This window comes from Marinococcus sp. PL1-022 (assembly GCF_033845285.1).
Lineage (GTDB): Bacteria > Bacillota > Bacilli > Bacillales > Marinococcaceae > Marinococcus.
This window is the reverse complement of the sequence record NZ_JAWXCX010000001.1, coordinates 2,376,905-2,395,286: the sequence shown is the minus strand read 5'-3', so window position 1 is coordinate 2,395,286 and position 18,382 is coordinate 2,376,905. Positions and strand designations below refer to the sequence as shown.

The following is an 18,382-nucleotide window of genomic DNA, read 5'->3' as shown; positions in this document are numbered from 1 at the left end:
TCAGGAATATATATGATTGCAGCCATAATTGTTTGCGCTAAAGTATTATACATGGAATAATACTAAATAGAGTATGATAGTGCACAGGTGTGCCGTTAACAAATAATATAACAATACAAAGTGTGCACCAGTCCGGGCATTAATACATGAAATTTATTCCAGCCCGTAAATGGAAATGGACAGACTAGATGGAGGAATTCACGATGCATTCATCTGTAGTGCAGGCTATCAATGACCATCAGGAACAGTTGGTTTCCAAATGGAAAGAAGAGATGGCCCGGGTTCAGGAAGAATATTTTAAAAACTCCCTTCCTGATGATTTGGTATTCACAAACAACGAAGAATTTATTGATGTGCTGTACAGCTCAGTCCGTTTAGAGCGGTCGGAAGCCGAGGGTAAAATTAAGCATTTTGCGGAGCGGCTTATTCAGACCGACTGGCCACTGAGCTATTTTACGCAGGGGATGCAGGTGTTCCGGCGCATCGTTACTGCCTATATTGTTCCATATATTAATAATGCAGAAAAAGACAGCGTGCGCTTGATTGTAGAAGTGGAAGAATGGGTGGATGCGATTGTGAACCAGCTGGTTGATGATTATTCTGATTCTTGGATAAAGACACTCGAGCTTCAGCAGATGGCTCTGAATGAACTTTCTGCTCCACTTATTCCTGTCTTTGAAAAGGTTAGTGTCATGCCATTAATTGGAGCGATTGACACCGAGCGGGCAAAGCTTATTATGGAGAATTTGCTCGACGGTATTATTCAACATCGTTCCCAGGTGGTTTTGATTGATATAACCGGCGTGCCGGTAGTGGATACTATGGTGGCAAACCATATTATTCAGGCCTCTAAAGCGGTGAGGCTGGTAGGGGCGGAATGCATTCTGGTCGGTATCCGCCCGGAAATTGCCCAGACAATTGTGAATCTGGGTATTGATCTGAGTACCTTCCCGACGAAGAGCAGCCTGCGCAAGGGTATTGAATCAGCGCTTGAGCTGACGCAGCGCAAAATGGTTCAGATAGAGAATGGAGCAGAATGGAGGGCATAAATCGATGCGGATTCCAATCTTAAAACTAAGTCATTATTTATTAATTTCAGTGCAAGTAGATCTAGATGATCAAACAGCTCTTCAGTTTCAGGAAGATCTGCTTAGCAAAATTCACGAAGAGGGATCTACAGGCGTAGTAATTGATTTAACCTCAGTGGATATGATTGATTCATTTATCGCTAAAGTGCTGGGCGACGTCGTGGAAATGTCCAATTTAATGGGAGCAAAAGTGGTTCTGACGGGGATTCAGCCGGCAGTGGCGATAACCCTGATAGATATGGGCATTATGCTTGAAGAAGTACCAACAGCGCTAGATCTTGAGCAGGGACTTGAGAAACTTCAACAGGAATTGGAGGGGTAAGCATGAGTATCCAATCCAGCGTTGAAGTGCAGACCGAATGGGGAATCGTATCAGCCAGGCAGGCTGGACGGAATTTAGCTAAGGAAATAGGATTTGGCGGTGTGGATCAGGCTCGGATAACGACAGCTATTTCAGAGCTGGCAAGAAACATTTACCTGTACGCTGAAAAAGGGGAAATCGTTATCGAAGCAGTGGAAGAAACCCGCGGGACCCAGAAAAAGAAGGGTATAAAGATTACGGCGAAGGACCGCGGCCCCGGCATTAAGAACATAAGAGAAGTAATGGAAGACGGATATACTACTTCGGGTGGTTTAGGAGCCGGACTTCCAGGAGTGAGAAGACTAATGGATGATTTTGACGTTGACTCCGTGATGGAAGAGGGGACAACGATAACGGCAATCAAATGGCTCCGTTAAGGAGGAAAAACGTTGGCTGAGTCGAAAGAATTGTTACATGATCAATACGCGAATATTTTACGGGCGTATTTAGAAGAACAGAGCGAACAGGGGCTTTATTACGCCCAGCAGTTCAGCAAGAGAGTGCTTGAGGAACAGATTTCTCCGGAAGAAGTGGTCAGCCTTCATCTGGAGGTGCTGGAGGAATTCTTTCCGGATCTTCCTAAAGGAGCTCACGAATCATTTGAGCTTCTTCTCGAAGTAATGATGGGCTACGGCCTGGCCTATCGGGAACACCAGAGCCTTCGTGATAAAACAAAGGAGCTCGAAGCAGAAATTAACGTGGCTGCGAATATGCAGCAGACGTTTCTCCCGGATGAAATCCCACACGTAAACGGTTTAGATGTAGGGGTTCTAAGTGTTCCGGCTTCGAAAATGAGCGGTGATTATTATCATTTTGTTAAAGACGACCACGACTGTGTCGGGCTTGCGATCGCTGATATTATCGGTAAAGGAATACCGGCTGCTTTATGTATGTCGATGATCAAGTACACGATGGACAGTTACCCGGAGCAGCGTCTGCAGCCTGGGGCTTTACTTGAAAACGTAAACCGGGTGGTGGAGCAGAACATTGCTTCGAACATGTTCATTACGATGATGTACGGATCATATGATTCGCGTTCCCACCAGTTTAATTATGCTGGGGCTGGGCATGAACCCGGCTTCTACTATAAGGCAGCTGAAGATACGTTTGAAGAGCTTCATGCCAAAGGAATCGTTCTTGGAATTAAGCGCAACACCAACTATAAGGAATATCAACTCACGGTGGAGCCGGGAGATTTTGTTGTGCTCTTATCAGACGGCGTCACCGAATGTCGGACCGATGACGGCTTTATTGAGCGTGAAGCCATCACGCGGCTCATTCGTACGTATCAGCATCTGCCTGCCCAGGAGATTGTAAATCACGTATTTTATGAGCTGGAAAGAGCCCAGGGCTTTCAGCTTCGTGACGATTTTACATTAATTATACTTCGCAGAAATGTTTAACCAGATTGTGATTTGGGAAAAATGAAAAGGATGCACACTTAAAAATCGTGATTTATATATAGCAGCATGGTTATGAGGAGGTTTACTAAATGAATTTATCGACAGAAGTGATAGAGAAATCGGATAAAAAGAAAATTTTGAAAGTAGCCGGAGAAGTCGATGCTTATACGGCTCCGGAACTGAAAGCAAATCTGAACCCGCTGACAGAAGAAGAAGGCGCAGAAGTGGTAGTGGATCTGACAGAGGTAAGCTACATCGACAGTACCGGCCTCGGAATATTTATCGGAGCCTTAAAGTCAGCTGAAAATCATGACGCGACGCTGCGTCTGACAGGACTGAATGAACGTGTGAAGCGCTTGTTTACCATTACCGGACTTGATGAAGTAATCACTATTGATGATGAAAATACAGAGGAGGCCAAATAATGGAACGCCAGTCAGATTATTTGGAAATGACCCTTCCGGCCAAGCCTCAATATGTTGGGATCGCCCGGCTGACAGTTTCAGGACTCGCAAACCGCCTCGGTTTTTCTTACGATGACATTGAGGACATTAAAATTGCGATAGCGGAAGCATGCACAAATGTTGTCAACCACGCGTACGAAGAAACCGGGAATATGCACCTGTCCTGTAATGTGTTTGAAGACCGGGTGGAAATGGTCGTGGCAGACACAGGCCAAAGCTTTGTTCTTGAAGAACTGGATCAAAACCTCGGCCCAGTGGACAGCAGGAAACCGATCGATGAACTGAAAGAGGGGGGACTTGGACTGTTCCTCATAGACACATTGATGGATAAAGTAGAAATCAGCGGCGAAAATGGAGTGGCTATTTCTATGACAAAGTTTCTGCAAAGAGACGAGGTGGAAAATAATGTCGACGGAGTCTCAACCGAAACAAACGCGCAAGAACAAAAATAACGGCACGAGTGAAGAAGTTTATGAATGGATCCGCCAGTTTCAGGAAGACCCGACGGAAGAAATTCAAACGAAGCTGGTACAGCATTATGAACCGCTTGTACAGTCTTTATCGAGAAAGTTTTCCCGGGGACAGGATCACGATGACGACCTTTATCAGGTGGGAATGATCGGTCTTCTGGCAGCACTGCGCCGTTTTGACGACTCTTTTAACAGGAGTTTTGAATCGTTTGCGGTCCCAACAATTGTAGGGGAAATCAAACGGTTCATCCGTGATAAAACATGGAGTGTGCACGTGCCGCGCCGTATTAAGGAACTGGGACCGAGAATCAAAAAAGCCGTGGAAGAGCTGACAACCCGTCTGCAGCGTTCTCCGTATGTAGACGAGATTGCCGAGTACCTCGAAGTAAGTGAAGAAGAAGTGCTCGAAACCATGGAAATGGGCAAAAGCTATCAGGCTTTATCTGTGGACCGTTCCATAGAAGCAGATCAGGAAGGCAGTGCTGTCACGCTGCTGGACCTTGTCGGCGCCAATGAAGAAGGATATGAAAAAACAGATCAGCAGCTTCTGCTTCAAAAAGCTTTTGCGGTTTTAACAGACAGAGAAAAAGAGATACTGCGGTGCACGTATTTTGAAAACTTGAGCCAAAAAGAAACGGGAGAACAGCTGGGTATTTCTCAGATGCACGTTTCAAGGCTGCAGCGAAGGGCTCTGCAGAAGCTTCGTGAATCCATAAGAGTGGAGCCTTCGGAGTGCCTGTAATGACGGACTCCACCTCGAATACACAAGTAAATACCGCGGTCTTTCAAAAGACGAAGCCGGGCAATCGGGTGTGTGGGGACAGCTACCTCGTAGTCGAAACAGAAGACTTTTTTCTCTGCTCTGTGACGGATGGTCTGGGCAGCGGTGAAGGTGCCAGACAGTCCGCAGAGATAGCCATGAATATTATCCGGGCTCATAAACAAGAGTCTATTCCTATGCTGTTGGAGCGCTGTAACCGGGCCCTTGTTTCGGAACGGGGAGTGGTTCTTGCGATCATTAAAGTCTGCTATCAAGAGCAGGAGTTGACTTATGGAAGCATCGGTAATATTACCTGCTATATCAGTGCTGATAATGAAGAGATTTTTCGGCCGATCCCAACCAAGGGTTATCTTTCGGGCAGGAAGTTTCAATATCGGCTTGAGTACGTTCCTTTCGATAAGGGGATCTCTTTTGTTCTTCACTCGGACGGCATGACTGTGACTCCTGAAGACCAACGCGCTTTGCCTTATATGCGTTCGGTAGAAGAATACAAAAACAGGCTTGCCGAAAAAGCTGAAAATGAAAACGACGATGTCACTTTAATGGTTGGCGCGTTAGGTTAAAGCTCTTTCATCACTGCTGGTGATGGAAGGGTTTTTTGTGTATAACGAGCGAAAGCAGATCAGGCGTTTTGATGTTATGATGAACTTGCCCCTTACATAAGAAGGCGTGCGGTATAGTATAATAAGTGTAGATTTCAATGGATTGTACGCTGGACAGGAGGAAATATAAATGGAAAAAGAGACGAGCGGTGTCGCGTCCCAAATAGCTTCTAATCTTAAGATAAAGGAAAAGCATGTCACAAACATTATACATATGATTGAGGAGGGCAATACAGTTCCTTTTATTGCCCGCTATCGTAAAGAGCAGACCGGTGCCTCGGATGAAATGGTGATCCGGGATGTTCAGCAGGCCTGGAATTATGCGAATCAATTGGCCGAGCGTAAGGAGGAAGTACTGCGGCTGATTGATAAGCAGGAAAAATTAACGCCGGAGTTAAGACAATCCATCAATGAAGCTGTACAGCTTCAGGAAGTGGAAGACCTGTACCGTCCTTATAAACAGAAAAGAAGAACGAAAGCGACAGCAGCGAAAGAAAAAGGGCTTGAGCCGTTAGCGGAATGGCTCATGTCACAGCCAAAAGAAGGTATACCGGAGGAACAGGCGCAAGCGTTTGTAAACGAAGAATCCGGAGTGGCAGACGCCACAGCAGCACTTGAAGGTGCAAGGCATATTATTTCTGAACAAATTGCCGATGATGCCGGCATCCGCCACAGTGTTCGCGAGATCAGCTACAAGCAGGGGAGGATTCAATCTGCAGCTAAAGATGAAACCAAGGATGAACGCGGTATTTACAGCATGTACTACGATCATGAAGAAGCACTGGCGAAGGCCCCGTCGCACCGTGTGTTAGCCATGAACCGCGGAGAAAGTGAAGGAGTACTGAAAATTTCCCTCCAGGCACCGGAGGACAGGATACTTTCGTCTATAGAAAAGAAAGTGGTAAAGCGTTTTGGTTCGCCCGCTGTTCCGCAGCTGAACGAAGCGATCGAAGACAGCTACAAACGCTTGATCGGGCCGGCAGTTGAGCGGGAGCTTCGGAAGGTCAAAACAGAAGAAGCGGAAACGCAGGCGATTTCTGTCTTCTCCGAAAATCTTCGAAATCTTCTGCTGCAGCCGCCAATGAAGGGGAAAACAGTACTTGGCGTCGACCCGGCATACCGTACCGGCTGTAAATTGTCAGTCGTAGATGGCAACGGAAGATTGCTTGAGGTTGGGGTAATCTATCCGGTTCCGCCGAGAAATAAAGTAGCCGAAGCGAAGAAAGAGGTATTTGGCTTAATTGAAAAATACGGCATACAGGTTATAGCTATCGGCAACGGTACGGCTTCAAGGGAAACAGAAGAATTTATCGCGGGAGTCGTGGAGGAAGCGGGCGAAGACGTCTCATATATTATTGTGAACGAAGCCGGTGCGAGCGTGTATTCTGCTTCGGAGGTTGCCCGGGAAGAATTTCCGGATCTTCAGGTTGAGGAACGAAGTGCAGCTTCCATTGCAAGAAGGCTCCAGGATCCGTTGGCGGAGCTTGTGAAAATAGACCCTAAATCTATTGGGGTAGGGCAGTACCAGCATGACGTTTCGCAGGCAAGGCTGAATGAGTCATTGACGTTTGTCGTAGAGACAGCAGTAAACCAGGTGGGCGTGGACGTGAACAGTGCCTCGGGCAGTCTGCTTCAATACGTGGCTGGCCTTTCTAAAGCGGTGGCAAACAATGTGATAAAGCAAAGAGAAGCGCTTGAAGGCTTTACAAGCCGTAAAGAGCTGCAGAAGGTCCCGAGACTTGGAGCCAAAACATACGAGCAGGCAGCAGGCTTTTTACGTGTGCCGGAGTCTTCGAACCCATTCGACCGCACGGCTATTCACCCGGAAAGCTATCAGACGGCAGAACGTCTGCTTAGTCATCTGGAGCTTGAAGCAGCGCAGGCCGGCACAGAAGAAATGAAGGCAGTCCTGGAAAATCAGGAGGTGCATCAGCTGGCTGCAGCCCTCGATGTAGGCGTTCCTACACTTCAGGACATTATAGAGGATTTAAAAAGGCCGAACCGCGACCCTCGTGATACATTTTCGAAGCCTCTCCTGAAAAAAGGCATCATGACTCTTGATGACCTTGAAAAAGGTATGGAGCTCCAGGGCACAGTCCGCAATGTAGTGGATTTTGGGGCTTTCATTGATATAGGCGTCAAAGAGGATGGTCTCGTGCACATATCAAAGCTTGCGAACCGTTTTATCAAGCATCCGATGGAGGTAGTATCGGTAGGGGAAATAGTTACGGTATGGGTGGAAGATATTGATCAAAAACGGGGACGTGTAGCACTGACGATGGTAAACTAAATAGGAAATAAAAACAGAGGGCGCCCATACCTTCTGTTTTTTTAAGGAGGAAAAAAATGACTGACGAAGAATTAACCGCGTTGACGCAGGAGATATCGGCAGAAAAATTCCAAAAGCTGTTTAAACACCGTGCCTCGTTTAACCAAAGGCTGCGTACCACTGGAGGAAGATATGTGCTTTCTACAGGAAATATCGAAGTGAATCCCAGGTCGATGAACGATTATGGGCGTCAGGAAGTCATTGATATTGTAAAACATGAGTTGTGCCATTATCATTTACACTTGGAAGGGAAAGGGTACAAACATCAAGACGGTGAATTTCAGGAGCTGCTGAGGCGGGTGAAAGGCACCATGCACTGCCGTTCTTTGGAACAATACCGTTTAAAACAGAAAAAACGTTATCAGTATACCTGTAAAAGCTGTCACATTTCTTTTAAAAGAACGAGGCAGCTGGACACTCGAAAATATGTCTGTGCAGCCTGCAAAGGAACATTGAAAAAAATATAGAAAAACCTTGACCAGTGTTTTTTCTATGTGATACATTATAAAAGTCGCTTGAGAGAGGGCGCTTCAAAAACCGGCAAAAAAAGCTGTAAATTCCCTTTTAAAAGCGTATTGACATTACATAATAGATCTTGTAGAATTTTCTTTGTCTCAAAAAAGAAATATTCACATTCCGCAGTAGCTCAGTGGTAGAGCAATCGGCTGTTAACCGATTGGTCGCAGGTTCGAATCCTGCCTGCGGAGCCATTGGAGAAGTACCCAAGTGGCTGAAGGGACTCCCCTGCTAAGGGAGTAGGTCGTGTAAACGGCGCGAGGGTTCAAATCCCTCCTTCTCCGCCATTTACTATGGCCCGTTGGTCAAGTGGTTAAGACACCGCCCTTTCACGGCGGTAACACGGGTTCGAATCCCGTACGGGTCACCAACATGGAGGATTAGCTCAGCTGGGAGAGCACCTGCCTTACAAGCAGGGGGTCGGCAGTTCGATCCTGTCATCCTCCACCATTTTCTTTATACAATTGAGGGCCTGTGGTGTAGCGGTTAACATGCCTGCCTGTCACGCAGGAGATCGCGGGTTCAAATCCCGTCAGGCCCGCCATTTTTACCCAATATATTGGGCCATAGCCAAGCGGTAAGGCATCGGGTTTTGGTCCCGTGATGCGCTGGTTCGAATCCAGCTGGCCCAGCCAACAACATGCGGGTGTGGCGGAATCGGCAGACGCGCTAGATTTAGGATCTAGTGTCCTTGTGACGTGGGGGTTCAAGTCCCTTCACCCGCACCATTATATATTTATCGGTACGCGGTCGTGGCGGAATCGGCAGACGCGCTAGGTTGAGGGCCTAGTGGGAGTTTATCCCGTGGAGGTTCAAGTCCTCTCGACCGCACCATAATATGCGCCTGTAGCTCAGTTGGATAGAGCGTCTGACTACGGATCAGAAGGCCAGGGGTTCAAGTCCTCTCAGGCGCACCATTTACTTATGTTTTTCGGCAGCAACTGCGGGAAGTAGCTCAGCTTGGTAGAGCACTTGGTTTGGGACCAAGGGGTCGCAGGTTCGAATCCTGTCTTCCCGACCATTTATTTGCGGGTGTAGTTTAGTGGTAAAACCTCAGCCTTCCAAGCTGATGTCGTGGGTTCGATTCCCATCACCCGCTCCATTTTTACAAAAAAATAAACTGCTTTAAGTTATTTTTTTGTGCCTGTGGGCCTGTAGCTCAGTTGGTCAGAGCGCACGCCTGATAAGCGTGAGGTCGGTGGTTCAAGTCCACTCAGGCCCACCATTATTTCCATTGACATTTAGTTGATCAAAGGTTATAATTTATGTGTCACTTTAAAAGGTATTGACAGTTTAATTGCACCATGTTAAATTGTTTAAGCTGCTTTTTTGAGCGGCAGATCGTTCTTTGAAAAGGAAAGACAAGCCAGAGCCCCAAAGAAAAGAATCAAATTTAGGGCATTTCGGATGCCACAGCATCAAACTTTTTACGGAGAGTTTGATCCTGGCTCAGGACGAACGCTGGCGGCGTGCCTAATACATGCAAGTCGAGCGCGGGAAGCCGGCGGACTCCTTCGGGAGGAAACCGGTGGAACGAGCGGCGGACGGGTGAGTAACACGTGGGCAACCTGCCGGACTGATGGGAATAACCCCGGGAAACCGGGGCTAATGCCCAATACGCCCTGACCTCGCCTGAGGTCAGCGGTAAAGCAGGGATCTTCGGATCCTTGCACAGTCCGATGGGCCCGCGGCGCATTAGCTAGTTGGAGAGGTAAGGGCTCCCCAAGGCGACGATGCGTAGCCGACCTGAGAGGGTGATCGGCCACACTGGGACTGAGACACGGCCCAGACTCCTACGGGAGGCAGCAGTAGGGAATCATCCGCAATGGGCGAAAGCCTGACGGTGCAACGCCGCGTGAGTGATGAAGGTTTTCGGATCGTAAAGCTCTGTTGACAGGGAAGAACCCACGTCAGTCGAACAGGCTGGCGTGCTGACGGTACCTGTCCAGAAAGCCCCGGCTAACTACGTGCCAGCAGCCGCGGTAATACGTAGGGGGCAAGCGTTGTCCGGAATTATTGGGCGTAAAGGGCACGCAGGCGGTTTCGTCAGTCCGATGTGACAGGCCACGGCTCAACCGTGGAAGGCCATTGGAAACTGCGAAACTTGAGGACAGAAGAGGAGAGTGGAATTCCACGTGTAGCGGTGAAATGCGTAGATATGTGGAGGAACACCAGTGGCGAAGGCGACTCTCTGGTCTGTACCTGACGCTGAGGTGCGAAAGCATGGGGAGCAAACAGGATTAGATACCCTGGTAGTCCATGCCGTAAACGCTGAGTGCTAGGTGTTAGGGGTTTCGATACCCGTAGTGCCGAAGCTAACGCATTAAGCACTCCGCCTGGGGAGTACGACCGCAAGGTTGAAACTCAAAGGAATTGACGGGGGCCCGCACAAGCGGTGGAGCATGTGGTTTAATTCGACGCAACGCGAAGAACCTTACCAGATCTTGACATCTTCCGCTACGCCTCGAGAGAGGCGGTTCCCCTTCGGGGGACGGAATGACAGGTGGTGCATGGTTGTCGTCAGCTCGTGTCGTGAGATGTTGGGTTAAGTCCCGCAACGAGCGCAACCCCTAATCTTAGTTGCCAGCATTCAGTTGGGCACTCTAAGGTGACTGCCGGTGACAAACCGGAGGAAGGTGGGGATGACGTCAAATCATCATGCCCCTTATGATCTGGGCTACACACGTGCTACAATGGATGGTACAACGGGATGCGAACCCGCGAGGGGGAGCCAATCCAGAAAAGCCATTCTCAGTTCGGATTGCAGGCTGCAACTCGCCTGCATGAAGCCGGAATCGCTAGTAATCGCGGATCAGCATGCCGCGGTGAATACGTTCCCGGGCCTTGTACACACCGCCCGTCACACCACGAGAGTTTGCAACACCCGAAGTCGGTGAGGGAACCCTTCTGGGACCCAGCCGCCGAAGGTGGGGCAGATGATTGGGGTGAAGTCGTAACAAGGTATCCCTACCGGAAGGTGGGGATGGATCACCTCCTTTCTATGGAGCAGTACCCCGGTCCCGCAGGGACCGGGCAGGGGCCTGGCTTGGCTTTCCTTTTGAGAGATACGATCTCTCTATTTGTTTTTTGCACGTGGGACCTTGACAACCGAATACCGAGACCAACACACACAAGCAACACAAGGCTGCCGGCTGTTTCGGCCGGCGGCCGCGTCGAAGAATGACCGCGTATCGAGTGGTTAAGAAGAAAAGGGCGCACGGTGGATGCCTTGGCACTAGGAGCCGAAGAAGGACGCGACGAACGGCGAAACGCTCCGGGGAGCTGTACGTAAGCTTTGATCCGGAGATGTCCGAATGGGGAAACCCGCCTTCCGTCATGGGAAGGCGTCCGGCCGCTGAACACATAGGCGCCGGACGGTAGACCCGGAGAACTGAAACATCTTAGTACCCGGAGGAAGAGAAAGCAAACGCGATTTCCCGAGTAGCGGCGAGCGAAACGGAATCAGCCCAAACCGGGATGCTTGCATCCCGGGGTTGTAGGACCCCCGCACGGCAGGCGGGGAGGATAGGCGAAGCGGCCTGGAAAGGCCCGCCAGAGACGGTAACAGCCCGGTAGCCGACATCCTCCCCCCGCCGGGGGTATCCTGAGTACGACGGGACACGAGAAATCCCGTCGGAAGCTGGGAGGACCATCTCCCAAGGCTAAATACTCCCTAGTGACCGATAGTGAACCAGTACCGTGAGGGAAAGGTGAAAAGCACCCCGGAAGGGGAGTGAAACAGATCCTGAAACCGTGTGCCTACAAGAAGTCGGAGCCCGTTAAGGGGTGACGGCGTGCCTTTTGTAGAATGAACCGGCGAGTTACGCTCGTCTGCAAGGTTAAGCCGCAAAGGCGGAGCCGCAGCGAAAGCGAGTCTGAAGAGGGCGATGCAGTAGGCGGGCGTAGACCCGAAACCAGGTGATCTACCCATGACCAGGGTGAAGGCCAGGTAACACTGGCTGGAGGCCCGAACCCACGCAAGTTGAAAATTGCGGGGATGAGTCGTGGGTAGCGGTGAAATGCCAATCGAACCTGGAGATAGCTGGTTCTCCCCGAAATAGCTTTAGGGCTAGCCTCGGGTATGAGAGTCCTGGAGGTAGAGCACTGATTGGACGAGGGGTCCTTCCCGGATTACCGAATTCAGTCAAACTCCGAATGCCAGCGACTTGCTGCCCGGGAGTCAGACGGCGAGTGCTAAGATCCGTCGTCGAGAGGGAAACAGCCCAGACCACCGGCTAAGGTCCCTAAGTCTGCGTTAAGTGGAAAAGGATGTGGAGTTGCTTAGACAACTAGGATGTTGGCTTAGAAGCAGCCATCATTGAAAGAGTGCGTAATAGCTCACTAGTCGAGTGACTCTGCGCCGACAATGTACCGGGGCTAAACGCAGCACCGAAGCCGTGGACTCTCCCGCATGGGAGAGATGGTAGGGGAGCGTTCCAGGGGCTTTGAAGCCGGACCGTGAGGACCGGTGGAGCGCCTGGAAGTGAGAATGCCGGTATGAGTAGCGAAAAGAAGGGTGAGAATCCCTTCCGTCGAAAACCCAAGGTTTCCTGAGGAAGGCTCGTCCGCTCAGGGTTAGTCGGGTCCTAAGCCGAGGCCGAAAGGCGTAGGCGATGGAAAACAGGTTGATATTCCTGTACCACCTCCGTTCCATTTGAGTGATGGGGGGACGCAGGCAGGCACGGCCGCGCGCTGCTGGACATGCGCGTTGAAGCTGGCAAGGCCGGGGGAGCGGCAAATCCCTCCCCCAGACGGCCAAGCGGTGACCAGGAGGGCCCTACGGGGCCCGAAGGGCCGGCACCTACCCTGCCAAGAAAAGCCTCTAGCGAGGAACGTGGTGCCCGTACCGTAAACCGACACAGGTAGGTGGGATGAGTATTCTAAGACGCGCGGGAAAACTCTCGTTAAGGAACTCGGCAAAAGGACCCCGTAACTTCGGGAGAAGGGGTGCTCCCCGGGGTGAATAGCCCCAGGGAGCCGCAGTGAAAGGGCCCAAGCGACTGTTTATCAAAAACACAGGTCTCTGCGAAGCCGTAAGGCGAAGTATAGGGGCTGACACCTGCCCGGTGCTGGAAGGTTAAGAGGAGGCGTTATCCCCCTTCGGGGGAGAAGCGCCGAATTGAAGCCCCAGTAAACGGCGGCCGTAACTATAACGGTCCTAAGGTAGCGAAATTCCTTGTCGGGTAAGTTCCGACCCGCACGAAAGGTGCAACGACTTGGGCACTGTCTCAACGAGAGACCCGGTGAAATTATAATACCTGTGAAGATGCAGGTTCCCCGCGACAGGACGGAAAGACCCCATGGAGCTTTACTGTAGCTTGACATTGGATGTGGGTACCACTTGTACAGGATAGGTAGGAGCCATCGAATCCGGACCGCCAGGTTCGGAGGAGGCGCTGGTGGGATACTACCCTGGTGGTATCGACATTCTAACCGCAGGCCGTGATCCGGCCTCGGGACCGTGTCAGGTGGGCAGTTTGACTGGGGCGGTCGCCTCCCAAACAGTAACGGAGGCGCCCAATGGTTCCCTCAGAATGGTCGGACATCATTCGCAGAGTGCAAAGGCACAAGGGAGCTTGACTGCGAGACCTACAAGTCGAGCAGGGACGAAAGTCGGGCTTAGTGATCCGGCGGCACCGCATGGAAGGGCCGTCGCTCAACGGATAAAAGCTACCCTGGGGATAACAGGCTAATCTCTCCCAAGAGTTCACATCGACGGGGAGGTTTGGCACCTCGATGTCGGCTCATCGCATCCTGGGGCTGAAGTAGGTCCCAAGGGTTGGGCTGTTCGCCCATTAAAGCGGTACGCGAGCTGGGTTCAGAACGTCGTGAGACAGTTCGGTCCCTATCCGTCGCGGGCGCAGGAAAGGTGAAAGGAGCTGTCCTTAGTACGAGAGGACCGGGATGGACACACCGCTGGTGTACCAGTTGTTCCGCCAGGAGCACTGCTGGGTAGCTACGTGTGGACGGGATAAGTGCTGAAAGCATCTAAGCATGAAGCCCCCCTTAAGATGACCTTTCCCCTCTACGGAGATAAGACCCCTTGAAGATGACGAGGTAGATAGGTCCGGCGTGGACGCATGGCGACATGTGCAGCGGACGGATACTAATCGGTCGAAGTCTTATCCACGCACAGCACGATACGCGGCGGTGGCTGCGGTCTCGGTATTTGGTTGTCAGGGCCCGACGGGCCAGTCCGGTGGCAACAGCGAAGAGGATCCACCCGTTCCCATGCCGAACACGGAAGTTAAGCTCTTCAGCGTTGATGATAGCCGGGGGTTCTCCCCCCGTGAAAGTAGATCGCTGCCGGGCGAGTTAAACCGTTTCCCTTTTCGGAGGGAGGCGGTTTTTTTATATTTTTTTCCTTTTTCTCTATGCTACAATAAACATACTAATGATTAGGAGGAGGGAAAGTTGTGTGGATATTTTGCCTATTGGGGATCATGCCTTGAGTGTGCAATTTGAAAATGTGATTTCCCCCTCCGTAAACCGGAAGGTCCACCGGCTGTATGAAGCTTTAAAAAAAGAAAAGCCAACAGGGGTAAGTGAGTGCGTCCCAGGCTACCGGGCATTGACCGTATATTATGATCCACTGCAAATACAGTATGAACGTCTTTACAAGCTCATTTATCACGTGTTTGGGCATATGGACGAAGCATCGGAAGGTGCAATGAAAACGTATTATCTGCCAGTTTGTTATGACGTATCGTTTGGACAGGATATCGAACGTCTTGCATCAGAGAAAGAACTATCTGTAGAGGAAGTCGTAGAGCTGCACAGTAGTGTGTCCTATTTTATTTATATGCTGGGATTCACTCCGGGATTTCCTTATCTCGGCGGGCTTGATGAACGACTTCATACCCCCCGCCTCGAAACACCAAGAGCGAAAGTGGAAGCAGGCTCAGTTGGTATAGCCGACGCTCAGACAGGGGTTTATTCGATTGACAGTCCGGGCGGGTGGAATATCATTGGTAAAACTCCCGTTCCTTTGTTTAACGCAGCGAATGACGAACCTGCGCTTTTACCCGCGGGTCATCTGCTCCGGTTCGAGCCGGTGGGATATAGAGAGTATGCTGAAATTGAAAAATCTGTCGACCGTGGAGAATACAGCATCCGCGTAGAAGAGGAGGAAGAGGCGTGACCATTGATTTAAATTGTGACCTGGGAGAAAGCTACGGCATTTATACACTGGGTATGGATCAGAAGGTGCTTCCTTTAGTTTCATCGGCAAACGTTGCCTGCGGCGGCCACGCGGGAGATTCGGCAGTGATGGCGCGTACTGTTGCCCTTGCCAAACAGTATGGCACGGCTGTCGGTGCCCATCCTGGCTTTTGGGATAAGGAAGGGTTTGGCCGAAGATACATAGCAATGGCCGAGGATGATATTTATCAGCTTTGTCTTTACCAGATTGGGGCGCTCCATGCCTTTTGCTGTGCAGAAGAGGTGCAGATGCAGCACGTAAAACCGCACGGGGCTTTATACAACGTGGCCCTTCGCGATCCAGCGGCTGCAAAGGGAGTGGCACGGGCGGTGAAGGATTTTAATGAGCATCTCCTATTATTTGCCCCTGTCCATACAGAACTTCAGGCAGCGGGGGAAAGAGCCGGCCTTAAGGTAGCAAAGGAAATGTTTGCAGACCGTACGTACACTGCTGACGGGACATTGACTCCAAGAACGGAAAAGAACGCCTTTCTCGATAAACCTGAAGAAGCCGCTGCCCAGGTGCTCGAGGTCCTTCAAAAGGGAGCAGTTAAAGCAGTGGACGGCACAGAAGTAGCTATGGAGGCAGATACCATATGTGTACACGGGGATAACGAGCAGGCGGTTCTGTTTATTCAACATTTAAGGGACCAGCTGGAGCATCACGGAGCTTCAGTGCAGGCAGCGGGGGAATTTATATGAACAAAACGCCTGTCTGCACCGTGCGAAAAGCAGGACTCTTTACGACCATCCAGGATACAGGCCGGATCGGATATCAGCACCTCGGAGTGCCGACATCTGGGGCGATGGATATGTATGCACTTCAAATGGGGAACGCTCTCTGCGGTAATCCTCTGTCCGCAGCCGGGCTGGAGCTGACCTTAATGGGACCGGCCCTTACATTTCATGAAGATACGGTTATTGCGGTTACAGGCGGAAATTTGCAGCCGCAGATAAATAACGAATCGATTCCAATGTGGGCCACGAGAAAAGTTTATGAGGGTGACGAGCTGACCTTTAAAGGACCGGCACACGGAGCACGTGCCTACCTTTGCATGGCAGGAGGCCTGAAGGTGCCAGTGGTTTTAGACAGCCGTTCGACGTATACAAAAGCCGGCATAGGTGGAATGGAAGGCCGGGAGCTTGAAGGCGGTGACGTATTGTATCGGGGCACCGTGTATGACGGCCCATGCCCCATTGAACGCCGGCTCCCCAAAGCGAGTGTCCCGGTCTATGAAAAACGACAGACGCTCCGGGTGGTGGCCGGCCCGGAATTTGATACATTAACATCAGAAGCCCGGATGAAACTCCTTCGGGAAGCTTATGTGGTGACTCAGGAAGCTGACCGGATGGGTATCCGGCTTCAGGGACCGGAAGTGTCTTTTCATCGCACTGGCGATATTATATCGGATGGTGTGGCGTTTGGAACTATTCAACTGGCCTCAGACGGCCAGCCGATGATTTTGATGGCCGACCGGCAGACGACGGGAGGCTATGCCCGCGTGCTAAATGTCATCAGTGCTGATTTGTCGAAAGCTGCCCAATTACAGCCGAATGCCTCCGTGGTGTTTGAACAGGTGACGCTCGCGGAAGCGCAGATTGCTTTCAGGCAGCTGCATCGTTCGCTCGAAGACGTGTACTTTGCAGTAAATAATAAAAAATGGCGATAAAATATTTAAAAAACCCTTGTGCTCATGTGTCCTGCGTGATAAGATTATAACTGTCTTGTTGAGAGACACCATACATAGTGCGGTGACAACGGCGAAGAGGATCCACCCGTTCCCATGCCGAACACGGAAGTTAAGCTCTTCAGCGTTGATGATAGCCGGGGGTTCTCCCCCCGTGAAAGTAGATCGTCGCCGCGCTATACCAAATCGCGGGATAGAGCAGTCTGGTAGCTCGTCGGGCTCATAACCCGGAGGTCGGAGGTTCAAATCCTCCTCCCGCAACCAATTATACTAATCCATCAAAGCCGGCAAGGCTTTTTTTTATGAAATAAGATACAATAATGAAACCGGAAACCAGACTACCCTTTGTGCAGAAAGCGCAGAGGGTAGTTTTTGGATAAACGCGAAGAGGTCCTTTTCGTTTACTGTACGCGATTGCAAGAATACGATAAACTAGCAGGAGACTATTAAGAGAGATCATTGAGGAGCAGTTTATGCCAAACGATGAATTTGACTGGATTAACGAACGCAAACCAACACAAATCTTCCAGGAGCGTCTGGAGGTAGGGATAGGTGATGATGCGGCGGTATACCGGCCGCTTGCGCAGATGAATGAAATTGTCTGTGTGGATACGATGATTGAAGATGTCCATTTCCGCAAAGATACGATGAATCCCTTTGACATCGGCTTTAAAGCACTGGCGGCAAACATTAGCGACGTCGCCGCTATGGGCGGTGTGCCACATTTTTATGTGATATCGATTGCGGTAACGCCCAGCTGGTCCGAAGAGGAATTAAACGAACTGTACCGGGGAATGAATGAACTGGGCGCACGCTATCATATGGATATGATTGGCGGGGACACAGTATCCTCCCGGCGCGACTTAATGGTGAGCATTACAGTGATCGGGGCAGTGGAAGAAAAGCAGCAGCTGCTCCGAAGCTCTGCAGAACCCGGTGATATTGTGTTTTTAACCGGCCCTGTCGGTATGTCGGCAGCCGGGCTTGAACTTCTGCTCGAACGGACAAAGGATGCGGCTTACTCTGAGCGGGAAAAAGCATTAATTGCCTATCACCAGCGCCCGGTGCCCCAGGTAGAGGCGGGGCGGCTGCTGGTGGAATACGGCGGCCGTACGGCTTTAAATGATATAAGTGACGGGCTGGCAAGCGAATGCTGTGAGATTGCAGAAGCAAGCGGTGTTTCGATAGAACTGGACTTTTCCGGGCTGCCGGTCCACGAAGCGATGGAGCAGCTGGAAATGCAAACAATGAAAAAGCATATGTTTTACGGTGGAGAAGATTTCGAGCTGGTCGGAACAGCACCTTCTTCCGTTTGGGAAGAACTCAGCAGCAAATTCCGGAAAGCCGGACTTGCGCTGTATGCGATCGGGAAGGTTTCAGCAGGGAACGGGGAGGCCTTCCTGCAGGAAAACGGCTCCCGTACCAGGCTGGAAAAATCCGGCTATAATCATTTTCGTTCATCATAAGCAGCAGAAAGGAA

Annotated in this window: 14 protein-coding genes, 13 tRNA genes and 4 rRNA genes; all 31 read left to right on the top strand. The window is 50.6% G+C overall.

Going from position 1 to position 18,382, the window contains the following annotated elements; translation table 11 throughout:
• The first annotated feature begins 203 nt into the window (after positions 1-203).
• The 31 genes from SIC45_RS12360 to thiL all read left to right on the top strand — a co-directional run bounded on the left by SIC45_RS12360 (position 204) and on the right by thiL (position 18,368).
• Positions 204-1,049, top strand: coding sequence for an STAS domain-containing protein (locus SIC45_RS12360; RefSeq protein WP_298787058.1), 846 nt, complete (start codon positions 204-206; stop codon positions 1,047-1,049).
• 4 nt (positions 1,050-1,053) lie between these two features.
• Positions 1,054-1,410 (top strand): STAS domain-containing protein, encoded by a 357-nt coding sequence (locus SIC45_RS12355; RefSeq protein WP_022792604.1) that lies wholly within the window; start codon positions 1,054-1,056, stop codon positions 1,408-1,410.
• 2 nt (positions 1,411-1,412) lie between these two features.
• Positions 1,413-1,826 carry an anti-sigma regulatory factor gene (locus tag SIC45_RS12350; protein ID WP_022792605.1) on the top strand — a complete coding sequence of 138 codons (414 nt, stop codon included), beginning with the start codon at positions 1,413-1,415 and terminating at the stop codon, positions 1,824-1,826.
• Between the two features lie 12 nt (positions 1,827-1,838).
• Entirely contained in the window at positions 1,839-2,852 is a 1,014-nt protein-coding gene (locus SIC45_RS12345) for a PP2C family protein-serine/threonine phosphatase (protein WP_319632359.1), read from the top strand.
• Positions 2,853-2,941: 89 nt separating this feature from the next.
• Entirely contained in the window at positions 2,942-3,277 is a 336-nt protein-coding gene (locus SIC45_RS12340; RefSeq protein ID WP_091612336.1) for an STAS domain-containing protein, read from the top strand.
• Entirely contained in the window at positions 3,277-3,768 is a 492-nt protein-coding gene (gene rsbW, locus SIC45_RS12335) for an anti-sigma B factor RsbW (protein ID WP_022792608.1), read from the top strand. Before SIC45_RS12340 ends, rsbW begins: the two co-directional genes overlap by 1 nt.
• Positions 3,722-4,528 (top strand): RNA polymerase sigma factor SigB, encoded by an 807-nt coding sequence (sigB, locus tag SIC45_RS12330; protein WP_022792609.1) that lies wholly within the window; start codon positions 3,722-3,724, stop codon positions 4,526-4,528. The genes rsbW and sigB overlap by 47 nt, the downstream gene beginning before the upstream one ends.
• On the top strand, positions 4,528-5,130 hold the full coding sequence (locus SIC45_RS12325; protein ID WP_298787584.1) for a PP2C family serine/threonine-protein phosphatase: 603 nt from the start codon (positions 4,528-4,530) through the stop codon (positions 5,128-5,130). Before sigB ends, SIC45_RS12325 begins: the two co-directional genes overlap by 1 nt.
• A gap of 169 nt (positions 5,131-5,299) precedes the next feature.
• Positions 5,300-7,459, top strand: a complete 2,160-nt coding sequence (locus tag SIC45_RS12320) for a Tex family protein (protein ID WP_319632358.1) — start codon at positions 5,300-5,302, stop codon at positions 7,457-7,459.
• Between the two features lie 56 nt (positions 7,460-7,515).
• Positions 7,516-7,965: a SprT family protein gene (locus tag SIC45_RS12315; protein ID WP_319632357.1), complete on the top strand. Its 450-nt coding sequence runs from the start codon at positions 7,516-7,518 to the stop codon at positions 7,963-7,965.
• 168 nt (positions 7,966-8,133) lie between these two features.
• Positions 8,134-8,208, top strand: a tRNA-Asn gene (locus SIC45_RS12310).
• Between the two features lie 2 nt (positions 8,209-8,210).
• A tRNA-Ser gene (locus tag SIC45_RS12305) sits at positions 8,211-8,301 on the top strand.
• Positions 8,302-8,309: 8 nt separating this feature from the next.
• Positions 8,310-8,384 (top strand) — tRNA-Glu (locus SIC45_RS12300).
• Positions 8,385-8,388: 4 nt separating this feature from the next.
• Positions 8,389-8,464, top strand: a tRNA-Val gene (locus SIC45_RS12295).
• 18 nt (positions 8,465-8,482) lie between these two features.
• Positions 8,483-8,558 (top strand) — tRNA-Asp (locus SIC45_RS12290).
• 16 nt (positions 8,559-8,574) lie between these two features.
• Positions 8,575-8,649, top strand: a tRNA-Gln gene (locus tag SIC45_RS12285).
• Positions 8,650-8,656: 7 nt separating this feature from the next.
• Positions 8,657-8,742, top strand: a tRNA-Leu gene (locus tag SIC45_RS12280).
• An 18-nt stretch (positions 8,743-8,760) separates the two neighbouring features.
• Positions 8,761-8,848, top strand: a tRNA-Leu gene (locus SIC45_RS12275).
• A 6-nt stretch (positions 8,849-8,854) separates the two neighbouring features.
• Positions 8,855-8,931, top strand: a tRNA-Arg gene (locus tag SIC45_RS12270).
• 27 nt (positions 8,932-8,958) lie between these two features.
• Positions 8,959-9,035, top strand: a tRNA-Pro gene (locus SIC45_RS12265).
• Positions 9,036-9,042: 7 nt separating this feature from the next.
• Positions 9,043-9,116 (top strand) — tRNA-Gly (locus tag SIC45_RS12260).
• A gap of 46 nt (positions 9,117-9,162) precedes the next feature.
• Positions 9,163-9,239, top strand: a tRNA-Ile gene (locus tag SIC45_RS12255).
• 201 nt (positions 9,240-9,440) lie between these two features.
• Positions 9,441-11,013: ribosomal RNA gene (locus SIC45_RS12250) — 16S ribosomal RNA — on the top strand.
• A gap of 198 nt (positions 11,014-11,211) precedes the next feature.
• Positions 11,212-14,144, top strand: a 23S ribosomal RNA gene (locus SIC45_RS12245).
• A 65-nt stretch (positions 14,145-14,209) separates the two neighbouring features.
• A 5S ribosomal RNA gene (gene rrf, locus SIC45_RS12240) occupies positions 14,210-14,326 on the top strand.
• Together the 16S, 23S and 5S rRNA genes with 12 tRNA genes alongside form the textbook arrangement of a ribosomal RNA operon.
• A gap of 106 nt (positions 14,327-14,432) precedes the next feature.
• Positions 14,433-15,155: a 5-oxoprolinase subunit PxpB gene (gene pxpB, locus SIC45_RS12235; RefSeq protein WP_319632356.1), complete on the top strand. Its 723-nt coding sequence runs from the start codon at positions 14,433-14,435 to the stop codon at positions 15,153-15,155.
• Entirely contained in the window at positions 15,152-15,916 is a 765-nt protein-coding gene (locus tag SIC45_RS12230) for a 5-oxoprolinase subunit PxpA (protein WP_319632355.1), read from the top strand. Before pxpB ends, SIC45_RS12230 begins: the two co-directional genes overlap by 4 nt.
• A complete protein-coding gene (locus SIC45_RS12225) occupies positions 15,913-16,884 on the top strand; it encodes a biotin-dependent carboxyltransferase family protein (RefSeq protein ID WP_319632354.1) in 972 nt (323 codons plus the stop codon). Before SIC45_RS12230 ends, SIC45_RS12225 begins: the two co-directional genes overlap by 4 nt.
• Positions 16,885-16,962: 78 nt before the next feature.
• Positions 16,963-17,079 (top strand): 5S ribosomal RNA (gene rrf, locus SIC45_RS12220).
• A 10-nt stretch (positions 17,080-17,089) separates the two neighbouring features.
• Positions 17,090-17,166 (top strand) — tRNA-Met (locus SIC45_RS12215).
• 209 nt (positions 17,167-17,375) lie between these two features.
• The gene (thiL, locus tag SIC45_RS12210) at positions 17,376-18,368 is read left to right on the top strand and encodes a thiamine-phosphate kinase (RefSeq protein ID WP_319632353.1); all 993 of its coding nucleotides are present in this window, start codon (positions 17,376-17,378) and stop codon (positions 18,366-18,368) included.
• Positions 18,369-18,382: the final 14 nt, after the last annotated feature.